This is a genomic window from Bacillus sp. JK106 (assembly GCF_053663355.1).
Window position 1 is genome coordinate 1035878 of record NZ_JBSJQC010000002.1, and the last position, 14533, is coordinate 1050410.

Genomic DNA, 14533 nt, shown 5'->3' on the forward strand with positions numbered 1-14533 from the left:
TGCTTTTCCCTAAAAGTTCAATTGAATAGAATCAAGCGCGTTCTCTTCTTCCTCATTGCTGCCGCTCAATCCGATATGTTCGATTAGAATGCTTGGCTGTTCCAAAATCGCCGATAGGATGTGTAAGTAGTCGTTTGATAAAACCTCGATTCTGCTTTTCTTAAACAGTTTTTTCGAATATTCAAACAGTCCGTGATAGTTGTCTTGGTCCGCCTGAATCGACAAGGTCAAATCGAATTTCGCAACCGGATGATGAAATGGATACGGCTTGAGTTGAAGAGAATCGAAAGTCAATTCGGCATGATCGAGATTTTGCAGCACAAACATCGTATCGAATAAAGGATTGCGGCTTGAATCTTTTGGAAGATGCAGATGCTGAATTAATTCTTCCAACGGATAGTCTTGATTTTTATAGGCGTTCAGCATGTTTTCTTTTACTTCGTTTAAGTAGGCATCAAATGTTTTACGGCCCGCCGGGTGATTGCGAATGACTAACGTATTGACGAACATTCCCACGACCGGCTCTACATCCAAATGAGTCCGCCCGGCAGATGGCGTTCCTACGATAATATCTTCTTGTCCGCTGTATTTGGATAAAAGAATCGTATAGGCTGCCAATAAAATCATATACAGTGTTGCTCCTGTGTCTTCTTCCATTTGGCTTAAACGCTGTTTCAAGTGTTCTGGTATAAGAAATTCAAATGATTCGCCTTCGTAATCGCGTATGGCAGGTCTCTCATAATCCGCAGGCATATCCAGTACAGGAATATCACCGTGAAACTGATCCAGCCAATACGTTTCCTGGCTCTTGATGTTCCGTTTCTGAATGTCCGATTGCTGCCAAACTGCAAAGTCTTTATATTGAATAGAGAGCGGGTCCGGTTCGTCCCCCTCGTAGATTCGGGTTAAATCTTTCATCAGAATATTGACGGACACGCCGTCAGAAATGATATGATGCATATCAACCACAAGCACGTGCCGCGCAGGTTCAATTTCAATCAGTCCGGCCCGCATCAGCGGCGGTTTGGCTAAGTCAAACGCTTTGATGAAATCAAGCACACGGTCTTCCGCTTCTTCTTCGCTTGCTTGAATCCGTTCTATCGTAAAGTCGACGTTCTGATGAATACGCTGTGCCGGCTCGCCTTCATATAAATCAAAGCTGGTCCGCAACGCTTCATGACGCGCGATTAATTTTCGGAAAGCGGCGTTTAACCGTTCGGGATCGATCGTCCCTTCCACATTCATGGCACCCGTCATATTGTAAGTCAGCTCGCCGCCTTCTGTGTGACTTAACAAATACATCCGCCTCTGAGCTGAAGAAACCGGATAATATGGCATTTCCTTTGCAGCCGGAATCGGTACATATCGATTTTTGTCCATGTGTAACGCCTTGTCAGCCAATTGTTCAATGGTAGGAAACTTGAATATGTCTTTGAGAGACAGATTCACATCCAGCTCTTTGTGAATTCTGGCGGCTAAGGCAGCCGCTCGAATGGAGTTGCCTCCGAGATCAAAGAAATTATGTTTGATCCCCGCATGGCTTATTCCGAGCACTTCCTTCCATAAATCTGTCAGTTTGGATTCCGTCTCATTACCCGGCGGAACATATTCAGCTGTCAGCTGAAGACTCGCTTCTGGTGCTGGCAGTGCCTTGCGGTTTATTTTCCCGTTGGACGTTAACGGCATATGCTCCAGATGGACAAAATAGGACGGAACCATGTAGTCTGGAAGCTCCGATGACAATTGTTCCCTAAGCTGCGCAGCCGCTATAGGCTTGTCGCTTACGTAATACGCGCATAATTGTTTTAAGCCGTCTTCTTCTTCTTTCACCGTAACTGCGGCTTTTTGCACCGCTTCCGCGTTATGCATTGCTGCTTCAATTTCACCAAGCTCGATTCGGTATCCCCTGATTTTGACTTGTTCATCAACGCGCCCGATATATACAAGATTTCCGTCCTTCAACCGCTTAGCCAAATCCCCTGATTTGTACATCTTCGCTCCCGGGACATACGGGTTTTCAACAAATTTCTCTGCCGTTAAATCCGGACGGTTCCAATACCCTCTGGCAACACCCGGTCCGCTGATATATATTTCGCCGATTACCCCGATCGGAACCAGGTTTCTGCTTGCATCGGCCACATAAATATCCGTGTTGGCAGCCGGAGTGCCGATCGGTACAAATTCCCGCTTGTCCCGTTCTGCGTCGAAGTGATAAATCATACATCCGACGACAGCTTCCGTCGGTCCGTATTCATTGAAAATGTCCAGCCGGCCTTTAAACTGCTCGCTGACACTTTTGGCCAGACGGGTGCTTAAATTTTCTCCGCCGACAATCATTTTCCGTATTGCGGTGCCGCCAGCGATATTCATCTCCTTGATGACGTGCAGATGTGCCGGGGTCAATTTGATCATGTCTATTCTTGAGTCCCGCATAATCTCAGAAAGCACAGCGCTTTTATCTTCGCCGTCAAAGACAATGATGGTATTTCCCGTAACCAGCGGTGTAAATATCGAGGTCACAGTCAGATCGAAAGAGATGGAAGAGTATAATGGGAAGTTGGTTTTCTCACCTCTTACATAAACCTCTTTCGCCCACCAAATATAATCAGCCAGTCCCTGATGCTCAATGAGTACACCTTTTGGATTTCCCGTGGAACCTGACGTATAGATCATGTAGGCCAAATCATGCGCATCGCTGTCCGATTCAAGATTCGAGTGATCCTCATGGTATGAGTTTTCCTCATCCAAAAGCACAACGTCACCATCATACGGTAATTGATCCAGCAGGCTGCGCTGTGTCAACACAACCTCCGCCCTTGAATCTCTCAGCATATATTGGATCCGATCTTCCGGATATTCAGGATCAATGGGCACGTATGCGCCGCCGGCTTTCAGAACAGCCAAAATTCCGACAATCAGTTCGACCCGATGCGGGCAGATGATGGCAACGAATTGATCCGCTTGTACGCCTTTTGTCCGTAACGTCCGCGCCAATCGGTTCGCCCGTTCATTGAGCTGTCTGTACGTATACCGCTCATTGCCAAAAATAACGGCTTCATGATCGGGACTCTGTTCCGCTTGCATTTCAAACCATCGGGTTACTGTTTCGTTATGCGGATACGGCGTCTTTGTGCCATTACACTCCGTCAGCAGTTGATGCCGTTCGGTTTCAGACAGCATAGGAACGGAAGACAATGTCATCTCCGGCTGCTCAACAAGACTGTTTAAAATGCCGGTATAGTGTTTGGTGATCTGTTCAATGGTGTCTTTTGTGAATCGTCCCGGTTTATAATCAAAATGCATCTCTATCTGTTGACCGGCATCTTCGATCGTGAGCATCAAATCATACAAAGAGACCCCTGGATTTCGTTCTTTCACTTTAAATGTACATTCATTGTGCCGGATTTCATGAAATTCAATGTTTTGAAACACAAACATCGTGTTAAACATAGACTGTCCGGTTGTTTCCCGCTGCACATTTAATTTCTCCACAAGCCGGTCGAATGGATAGTCTTGGTTTTCGAAAGCATCAAGCGTCTGCCGCTTTACTTCTTCCAGATAATCCGTAAACGTTCTATTGGCGTGCGGCTTCGTCCGGATTCCAATGGTTTGTATGAAAATACCGATGATCTTTTCGATATCCGGATGATTTCTTCCTGAAGCAGGCGTGCCAACGACAATGTCTTCTTGTCCCGTATATTTATGAAGCAGCACATTATAGGCGGCCAGAAGCACCGTATAGAGAGTGGTTTCCGCCTTTTGCGCCAAATCTTGAAGCGAACGGATGACATCCGACTGTAAGGAGCATGTCACACGCTGTCCCTCAGAAGACCGTTCTGCCGCTTTTGAGCCATCTGTCGGCAGGTCAAGGATGGGAATTTCGTCTTGAAATTGTTCCAGCCAATATGTCTCCTGCCGCTTCATGGCATCCTCATTCAGCCGTTGGTTTTGCCATTCTGCGAAATCTTTATATTCAAATTCAATGTCCGGTAGTGGTTTCTGATGATATAAAGCCAGCAATTCATTTGTAAGGATGTTGACGGAATAACCGTCCGAAATGATATGATGCATATCGATGAGCAGTTCGGCCTGCTCGTTTTCAATCTTGATCAGCTCCGCACGAACTAACGGAGCTTGGTCCAGGCGGAACGGTTTTACAAACCGGTCTGAATAGGCATCAAATTCGTCCCGGCTCATTGTCCGGACATGAACGTTAAAATCAACTTCGTTTTCAAGTTTCTGAACGATATCGCCATCTATAATGTCGAAATACGTGCGAAACGCTTCGTGCCGCTGCATCACTTGTTGAAGAGATGAGATCAGGGCTTGCTCATCGTACTTCCCTGTTATTGATATTTGGCCGAACATATTTTGCGCCAGCTGATCCGGTTCCAGCTGGTGCAGGAAATATACTCTTTGCTGCGCCGGCGATGTCGGGTAATACGCTTTTTTCTCGGCAGCCTTCATCGGGAAGTGCACGACTTTTGTTTCGTTCTGAATGAAATGTGCTAATTCTTTAACAGTCTGGTGATTGAAAAATTGTCCGATGGAAACCTTTTGATGAAATGTCTTCTGAACTTTGGAAAGCATAAGCGTCGCCTGGAGTGAGTTTCCTCCCAGAGCCAGGAAGCGATCTGATCTGCCGACCCGTTCAAGGCCGAAAAGTTCCTCCCAAATCCGCGCCAGCTGCCGCTCCGTTTCATTTACCGGCGCCTCATAGGCTTCAGTGAAATTTGCTGTATTGCTTCCTATTGAAGAGACCCGCTTCTGGTGTTCGGCATAAAGTGCTTGTAAATCATACTGTTCTTCATCGGAAAACAGCATCATGGCGTCAAGAGGGATTGAATCTCCCTCAACCATTTTTTGCAGCAATTTTGTAAAACCCGCTCCCCACTTTTTCATGATTTCCGGACTGATGACGTTCGTATTAAAGTCGAAATCAAGAACATATTCTTGATGCGCGTCTGTTATGTTAAGAAATAAATCGTACAGGGTGCATTTTACCGGGTATGCAACGGGCTCCGCTTCCGCCTTTCCGAAATGCAGCTTTCGAAAAGGCCTGTCTAAATTAAAGATAATACGCATATCCGGCACTTGATCGTGCGGAAGCTCTCTGGCCACCAGTGTCATCGGGACGGCTTGGTGCCGCATTGCAAGATTCACGCTTTCTTTCATACTGCCAAGATAACCGGATAAAGTGCTTTCTGAAGAAGACGTGTTCTTCACCGGAATCATATTGACGCAATTTCCAACCAGATCATGCTGTTTCATATGCGATTGACCTGCAGCGGGGATCCCGATCACAAGGCCTGACTGTTTGGTAAGCCGGTGCAGAAAAAGATGAAATGCACCCAGCATCGTCACAAATACGCTATTTTTCATCTGAATGCTTAATGACCTTAAAGCCTCGCTCAATGGCCGTCCAAGCCTGACGGTACACCGGTCTCCCTCATACCCCTTCGGATAACGGACAGAACCTGCGCTCGGCAGAATTGGCTGCTGTATCGGTTCAGAGAAATGACGCCGCCAATACCGGACCCCTTCTTCATAATGGCCGCTGTCAATCTGTGCCTGCTGCCAGTCTAAGTATTGGTGAAACGAAACATCTGCCTCTTTCGGTGAAATCGGCTTTCCTTGTACAATTGCCGCGTAGTTGCTCTCCAGTTCTTGAACAAAAACGGCGATTGACCATCCATCGGCAATGATATGATGGAACGTGAGCACAATCAGATGTTCATTGTGAGCCGCAGTAAGCACATGGATTCTAAACAAAGGCTTTTGTTCATGGAAATGAAACGGCCGCTTGGCATCTTCTGTCAGCCATTTTTGAATTTCCGACTCCCGATGTTCATGCGGGTGACCGGTAAAATCAATGACTGGTATTTCTATATTCATCCGTTCCTGCACTTGCTGTACCTCGTCATCGGGATGAATCACTGTACGTAAAGCTTCATGACGGTCAACGATATGCCGGACGGCTTGTTTTAATGGCGTATGCTGCAGTTCGCCCTCCACTTTCAGCATAATGGACTGGTTTAAAGCGGCGGAAGCTTCATTCCCGTAATGGGATGCCATAACCAACTGCTTTTGTTCAGGTGAAAGCTCGCGCGTCCCGGACTTTTTACGGCCTCCGCCATCAGGGGAGTCCGGGCCTTCCGGAATAAATCCGCCTCGGCGAAGATCCTCCACCGTGTCTTTCACCGCTTGAATAATATTTTCGATATCATCTGCGGTATGCGCGACGGACAAGAAGCAGTTACGTCCTTCCCACACATAGACACCTTTATAGTTGAGATGGTAAAAGAACAAGTCATTATCAAGCGATGAGACAAACCGGAATAAAGAACCGAATCGAACCATGCGGATAGGCACTTGCGCTTGTTCGAAGCAGCGATTCAGCTCATCGACCAAGTAGGCTGTTTTTTGATTAAGCTGCTCATACAGATGTTCTCCCTCGGTTTGTAAATGGCGAAGGACGGCTAATGACATCCTCATGGTAAGCGGGTGAGTATTGAAGGTGCCGGCCACAAACGTGCGTTTCGCCTCGTCTTGCGGGTAGGAATCGTCCCCATACTGCCAGGTACCCCCGTCGATCGCATTCATGAACTCAGCTTTTCCGGCAACTACCCCTAACGGCTGTCCGCCGCCGATGATTTTTCCGTAGGTCACTAAATCAGCCTGAATGCCGAACCATTCCTGTGCGCCGCCGAGACCGATCCGAAATCCGGTAATAATTTCATCCATAATCAGAGCTGTTCCGGATTGCTGCGTGATCGCCCGCAATTCTTTCAAAAATGCCCGCGGCTGCAAATCCGGTCTGCGGCTTTGTACCGGTTCCACCAGTACGGCTGCCAATTCATCACCAAGACTGCGGATCACGTCCAGCGAATCGGGATTGTTGTAATGTAAAATAATCAAATCATCCATAAAGCTTTGCAGTATACCCGGAGCCAGCGGATTCGCAGACGCAGCTCCGCCTTTTGTGCCGGCAACCCCTAATACGCCGTCAAACGTGCCGTGATAAGATCCCGAGAACGCCACGACTTTCTTTCTTCCTGTTGCCGCCCGCGCCAAACGCAGGGCAACCATGACGGCCTCTGTTCCGGAATTATAGAAAGCGACCCTTTCCACCCCGGTACATGTGCGGATCCGGTCGGCAACTTCACCGGCGACATCTGACATCGGGCCGAGCGGAGGCAATGATGAACGGGCTGAATCATCGATAACCTGTGTAATAAAGGAAGGATGATGCCCGAAAAGGTTAACCCCGAATCCCATGGTGATATCGATATATTCATTTCCGTCAATATCCCACATTTTAGAACCGTCAGAACGTTCGGCGATAATCGGGTATACGATTTCCTTCCAATACGAACGGAAGCTGGACAAGTTGCGATTGTTTGCATGAGCAAATCGGGTGTTGTCCGTATATTGTTTGGAACCTTTCGTTTTATCTGCGTATTTCTTGATGAAATCTTCTAAGTATTGTTTTTGCCGTGCGGTATAGTGTCCCTGTTCATGCAGGTTCTGAGGCTGGAAAGGAACATAGGGTTTCGCTTCTTGAGCCGCTTTCTTTTCTGCAGTGACGGCCGGAGGCCCCTGCTTGACAGAAGGAATTGATTTCTCTTGCGCTTTAGCGTATTCTTTCTCATCGGAATGATGTCCGCTGTTTCTCAACAAATTAAAGCTATTTAATTGAGCTTGCAAGGTATCCTGAATTAATTGATTCTGAGAAGCGATTATTTTTTCGAGCATATGCTCTTGATGACCTTCTCTGCGATCCGATTCAGACTGTGCTTCTGAAATGACCTGCATTTCCTGCGCCGGAACATTCTCTTGAGGCGGAGCGGATGCAAAGGACGATGGAACGGTCTCAGCCAAGTAATCTATGACACTTTGAAGGTTGTTCATCGTATCAAAAAAACGATCCATCGGGATGTCTGCCCCAAATTCGTCCGCGATGGCTTTTTTGACCTGTGACAGCATGATAGAATCCATTCCGAGCCCGATAAAATGAGCATTCAGATCGAGTTCCTCCGCTCTGATCCCCGAAGCATTGCTGATTACAGTTTTCAGGAAGGATTCAATGTGCGACTTCGATTGATTGATATTCAATGCCGCTTCTCCTCTCTTTTCGTCCTCGTTTAAGCGCAATTGGTCAGCTTCAGCCCAGCATCGGCTCCGTTCAAACGGATACAGGGGCAATGGCGTCTTTTGTACAGTTTCACCGGAATAAAGCGCGCGCCAATCGATAACGGCTCCTTGCACAAATAATTCGGCGGCGCGATGCAGCCATATGATCCGTTCATCTTGCGTACGTAAACGCTGCTTAATCAGTGCGGCTGCTTGTTGATTCAGCTCTTCTTTATGAGCAGGCAGCATTTCCTTCATATTCTTGTAGCCGATGTATACACCGGGAAGGTTTCTGTCTCCCTGAATCAGGCGGGTCAGCTTATCCGATAGTTCTTGTTTACCGGATACAATCATGGCAATGCCATGATCCAAATGAGCCCTGCCCGTACTGGCTGTATAGCAAATGGACTTTAATGAAGCTTGGCTGTCATCCGATACATATTGCCGGTACTGCTGTGCGAGTTCATAGAGTGATTTTTCAGTATGAGCGGATAAAACAAATAGGTGCGGCCCATGTTCATCCTCGGGCGCATACTCACTTTGAGAAATATATTCTTCCAATACCACATGAGCGTTCGTTCCGCTAAAGCCAAATGAGCTGACTCCGCCTCGCAGCGGCTCATCACCGGATGTGAACGCTGCAGCTTCCTGGTTTACGTAAAATGGTGAAGAGTGAAAATGAATGAGCGGATTAGGTTCATTAAAGTGCACTAACGGCGGATTTTTCTTGTGATTCAGCATGAGGACAGATTTGATCAGCCCGACGATGCCTGCCGCTTCAAACAAATGACCGATGTTCGATTTAACAGAACCAATCGCACAAAATTGTTTTTTTGCCGTATACTTTTCAAACGCTTTACAAAGCCCGTTAAATTCAACCGGATCGCCGAGCTTCGTTCCGGTGCCATGCGCTTCGATGAAAGACAGTGTTTCAGGAGCAATGCCCGCGTCTTTCCAAGCCGTCTCAATGACCTCAGTCTGAGCTGCCGGATTCGGTGCTGTAATCCCGGCGGTTGTTCCGTCTTGATTCAGCGCGCTTCCCTTGATTACGCCGTAAATATGGTCTCCGTCGCGAACAGCATCCTGCAGAGGTTTTAGCAGGACTGCGGCCGCGCCTTCACCTGTGCCAGTACCGTCTGAATCTTTGCTGAACGTTTTCGTGTACCCGTCCGAAGATTCCATATCAAGTCCGATACAGATCGGCAAGAGCGATGTCCGGATACCGCCGGCAAGAGCCATTTCACAATCGCCGGATATTAAAGATTTACATGCCATATGAACCGCGGCAAGCGATGAGGAGCATGCCGTATCCACTGTGACCGCCGGCCCTTTTAAATTTAGGAAATAAGCGATTCGGCTGGCTAACACGGAAGGGAGATTGCCCACGATATATTGATGAAGCTCCTCCGGATAATTCGCAGAAAGGAGACGTTCATAATCGTAGCCCACCTTCGAGTACCCTGCATATACCCCGACACGGCTCCCGTTCATGCTGCCGCCGGCATAGCCCGCATCTTCAATCGCATGCCATACAGACTGCAAAAACAGTCTTTGGTTAGGGTCCATAAACTGAGCCGTTTTAGGAGCTAAACCGAAAAACGAGTAATCAAAGCGGTCGATTTCATCTAAATAGCCGCCCTTCACAAACTGATTCTCATTGATTTCGCTTTGGATGGACTTTAAATAATCCGCCGCATCTTTCAGCCGGGATGCAGGGTATTCTCGAATGCTGTGCTCACCTTTTTCAAGCAGATTCCAAAAATCACTTTTCGTTGATGCTCCAGGGACATTGAGCGACATCCCGATAATGGCGATATCTTTCGGTGTCACATGGCTTGGTTTTTCTGCCGCGTCCTGCTTGATTTCAGCCCGGCTTTCAGACAGATATGCCGCTAAATCAGTGATAGAAGGATACGTAAAGAGATCTGAAACAGCAAGCTCGCGTCCGAATTTCTGTTCTATGCGCTCGGCAATCTGCGATAACTGTAATGAATTTGCTCCCATATCAAAATAACTGTCAGCGAGGTGAACCTTTTTCCCATTGAGCACATCGGAAAAGATAGACAGTAATTCCGTTTCAATTTCATGAATGGGAGTCTGTCCGGATGTTTCCGGGCTGCTCTCCAAACATTCATTGATAGCGGCAGACTCTGTTGAAAAATTCCCTGCCTCATACTGTCTGGCAAGTTCGTAGCGTTTAACCTTTCCGCTGGTTGTTTTAGGGAGTTTTCGGATCGGAAGGACTTCTTTTATGCTCCAGCCGCCCCGCTTGAGCAAATGCTTTTTTATCTCTTTGACAAGCGGTGCGAATTTTTCAGGTGATTTTTTGTAAACAACAAAGAGCACGATTTCTCCGCTTTGTGTCTTTTGATCATATACACCGCAGGCGGCAACTCTTCCTAAGTCAACCTCTTCCATTTCAATCGCGACCCGTTCAATATCGTGCGGGTAGATATTTTTTCCGTTCACGAAAATAATGTCCTTTTCTCTTCCGGTTACGACTAAGTTACCACTTTCACTAATGAATCCGAGGTCCCCCGTTTTTACCCAGCCGTCAGAAGTCAGCGCTTTTTCCGTACTCTCGGGGTTGTTATAATACCCTTGTGTCACATTGTCTCCTTTGATCTGGATATGGCCGATGATTCCGTCTTCTACTCTTTCATTTGCTCCATCGGAGATCCGAAGCTGACAATAGTCAATAGGTTGTCCCACTTCGACGAATGAAGCGCAATTTTGATCCTCTTTGCTTACTTTTACAGCTCTTTCACCAAGATTTAAATAGTCACGATGCAAATAAACGGGAACGAATTCTTTACCTAATTTAGAGAATGCTGCGCCGACCGAAGCTTCCGCTAAACCGTAAACATTCAAAATGGCGGATCTTTTCAGATTGAATGCTGCGCATCTTTTCAAAAATTCGTCACATAGCTCCGGCAATATCGGTTCTGCACCGTTTGCGATGACCTTGATGTGGGATAAATCCCAGTCTGGTTCGTTTTTCAGAAATTTAAGGAAGTAGTTGTACCCGAAATTTGGAGAGGATAGAATACTGGCTTTATGTTCATGAGCTTTTTTCATCCAAAGAATAGGTCTGCGAATAAATAATTCTGTAGGCATTAGATTTTGATTGATTCCGGTTATGAAGGGAACAAGGTGGCAGGCGATGAGCCCCATATCATGCGTTAAAGGCATCCATGATAAGAAAGAGTCTTTCGAATGAACGGCTAGGGCATTCCCAATGGCGCACGTGTTATGTATTAAGTTGTGATGCGTTAACATGACTCCTTTTGGATCTCCTGTCGATCCTGAAGAAAATTGGATAAAGGCGAGTTCATCCGCATCAGGTTCATAAAACGAAGCGGGGTAATCGTAGGTTTGATCTTGAATGATGTCAGATTTTTCGTTTAATTGATGATGGAAATCCTGTAAATCGTGTTCTGCAGCGTATTTCTTTATTTTGTCCAATACTTTTTCAGAGGCAATCAGAAACGGGTGATTTAATATGTTCCAAATGCGCCAGACCTTCAGCTTATGGTCATCATCTTCTCCGATACTGACCGGCACCGGGATCATTCCTCCTAATATACAAGCCCAAAAAGCAACGACAAATGATTTGTTTTCTTGGATTTGAAATACGATTTCCTGCTTCGGCTGAATGCCGATATGCTGTAAATAGCCAAGATACCCTTGCGCCTCTTCAAACAATTGGCGATAAGAGACAACCGTCTCGTTTTTATCGGATTCGATAAAACGGATCCCGCGGTCAGAGATATTGCTTCTTTCCCGAATGACATCTACTAAGGTTTGGAATTGACTGGTATACATAGGTCCCCTCCTGGGCGCTTTATTTTAAAATCCGCAATTCTTCCCAATCCGGAAGCTGTTTAGCCTCGCAAATTAATTTGCATAAATGGATCGAATGTTCGAGCTCTTGTTCTGAGAGCTCATTTTCATGTCTTTCCATTCTCTCTTTCAGCTCTTGGATTTGCGTAAATAATGCCGTCGTCATATTGGAATAAGCCGCTGAATCCTTGTTGTAATTTCGCGCAATGACGGATTGAATCATCAATTTATTCAGTTGTTTTTTGCGTAAACGGACAATATGTTTCTTTCTTTCTGCTGAATTGGAAAGCAAGTGAACATCAGATGTCTGTCCTAAGGGATAAGGTACAATGTGATTCGTTGTTTTTCTCAGCAGACCGGCTAAAACATTGTTCGGACCCATTTCGATGACTTCTGTGACTCCGTGTAAAAGCAAGTAATGCATCGATTCCGTCCATCTTACCGGCATCGTCATGTGCTGCTCGAGATGTTCGCTGATCGAATTTCCGCTGCTGTAAGGGCGTGCGGTGACATTTGAAATGATCGGCCATGCGGCATCCCGGAAGGAATACCGGTGTAATACAGTCTGGAATTGTTCAGATGCTGATCGTATCATCGGACTGTGAAAAGGCGCACTGACATTCAAATAAGTGTATGCCGCTCCCTTTTCCTCCGCCATCTTGATGACACGTTCCACAGCTTGCCGGTGTCCGGAAATCACATGCTGCTGTTCTGAATTCATGCAGGCTACTCCTGCCGGAAAGTCTTCCGTCGACACTTTCGAACATATTTCCTGCAACGTTTGAAGAGAGAGGTGAGTCACGGCGGCCATCGTCCCCTGCTGCTGAGGATCCGCATTTTGCATAAGAATTCCCCGCTGCCTTACAAGTGTAACGGCATCCTGAAAAGAAAGGGCGCCGGCACAGACAAGCGCTGAATATTCGCCTAAGCTATGACCTGCCAGGAAGCGGGGCTTCACCCCTATTTCCTGCATATACACTTGAAAAGCAATAACACTGACCGTTAAAATAGCGGGCTGCGCGTTCATTGTCTTTGTCAATTCATTCATATCTCCGTTAAAACACAGTTTTTTTACATCCAAGGAGATCGCATCGCTCGCTTCTTCAAACAATCTCTTTGCGAGCACAAAATCATTCCAAAATTGTTTGCCCATTCCTACAAATTGAGACCCTTGTCCAGAAAATAAAAAGGCAAGATTGTTCATGAGATTCCTCCGATCATATTGAACAGAAATACAATATCCTACAAATTATCCCTTTATCTAACATCCTAGCATGATTATAACAAATGTGTATAGAATACTTTCGGAGGAGTTATTGTTCGATTTTACAAACGAATTAGATATATTTATTCATAAAATAAAACATGGGGGTTTCACCGAAAATCAGTCTTAAAGAGAGATGATGAAAAGCCGGAGTGGAGCCTGTTACCGGCTCTTCTTCACTTAGGACGAGCTCTTCATGTTTCATATGTTTTAGGGCTATTGGCATTATTGTGTCAGAAATTACATATTTTCTGTTTATTGTAAAAATTCATTTGTATATCTGTGAAGGATTGTAAACTGATGGCGTTTGATTATAAATGCGGTGCAAGAGATGGATCTGGTGAGGAAAATCTGCAAGGACAAAATACGCCGCAGAACATGTGAATGACCCAGCCCGGATACCGATTGACGCAGTAAATCGGCCTATTGAGTGAACAAGGTTTTCAGGCATAAAAAAACAGCCGTTCAGAGCGGCTGTTTTTTAAATAGTACAAGAACTATTGAGCGGTATACCCGCCGTCCATGACTACGGCCTGACCTGTGACCCCTTTTGCTTTGTCGCTGGCCAAAAATACGGCGTAATCAGCGATTTCCTTCACTGACAGCAGCCGTTTTTGGGGAACGAGCGGAAAGATGACGTCCTCAAGCACCCGCTCGTACGGTACATTCCTTGTTGCGGAAATGTCCTTTAACTGATTGCGGACAAGCTGAGTGTCCACATATCCCGGACAAAGCGCATTGACGGTAATGCCGTCAGCCGCGCCTTCAAGTGCACCGACTTTCGTTAAACCGATGACGCCGTGCTTGGCGCTGTTATATGCCGCTTTCCCGTGAAAACCGATCAGCCCGTTGACAGACGCCATATTAATGATTCGACCGAATTGCTGTTTTTTCATAATGGGGAATGCATGCTTCATTGCGATAAATGGCGCAGTCAGCATGACACGAATGAGCCGTTCAAACTGTTCGGTGGGAAATTCCTCGATGGGCGCGACATGCTGAATGCCCGCATTATTCACAAGGATATCGAGACGTCCGAATTGTTTCTCGACCGTCTGCAGCATGTCGGCCACTTGCTTTTCATTTGTTACATCGCATGTGATGCTGACTGCTTCACAGCCTTCATCTTTAAGTCCTGCCGCCGCTTCTTTCCCCGCTTGTTCGTTTACATCAGAGATGATGACGGCTGCTCCTTCACGGGCGAATTCTCTTGCAATTTCAAGCCCGATTCCTCCGGCTGCTCCTGTTACAACGGCTGTTTTTTCAATAAGCAATGAATCCATGGCGGCACCT

At 46.4% G+C, this 14533-nt stretch carries 3 protein-coding genes; all 3 read right to left on the reverse strand.

Translation table 11 applies throughout. The annotated features are described in order from the left end of the window. Positions 1-9: 9 nt before the first annotated feature. Positions 10-11958 carry a bacillomycin D hybrid PKS/NRPS BamA gene (gene bamA, locus ACWJJS_RS10260; protein ID WP_454023539.1) on the reverse strand — a complete coding sequence of 3983 codons (11949 nt, stop codon included), beginning with the start codon at positions 11956-11958 and terminating at the stop codon, positions 10-12. A gap of 19 nt (positions 11959-11977) precedes the next feature. Further along, positions 11978-13180, reverse strand: coding sequence for a bacillomycin D biosynthesis malonyl-CoA transacylase BamD (gene bamD, locus ACWJJS_RS10265; RefSeq protein WP_454023540.1), 1203 nt, complete (start codon positions 13178-13180; stop codon positions 11978-11980). A gap of 557 nt (positions 13181-13737) precedes the next feature. Then, positions 13738-14523, reverse strand: a complete 786-nt coding sequence (locus ACWJJS_RS10270; RefSeq protein WP_070081905.1) for a 3-hydroxybutyrate dehydrogenase — start codon at positions 14521-14523, stop codon at positions 13738-13740. Positions 14524-14533: the final 10 nt, after the last annotated feature.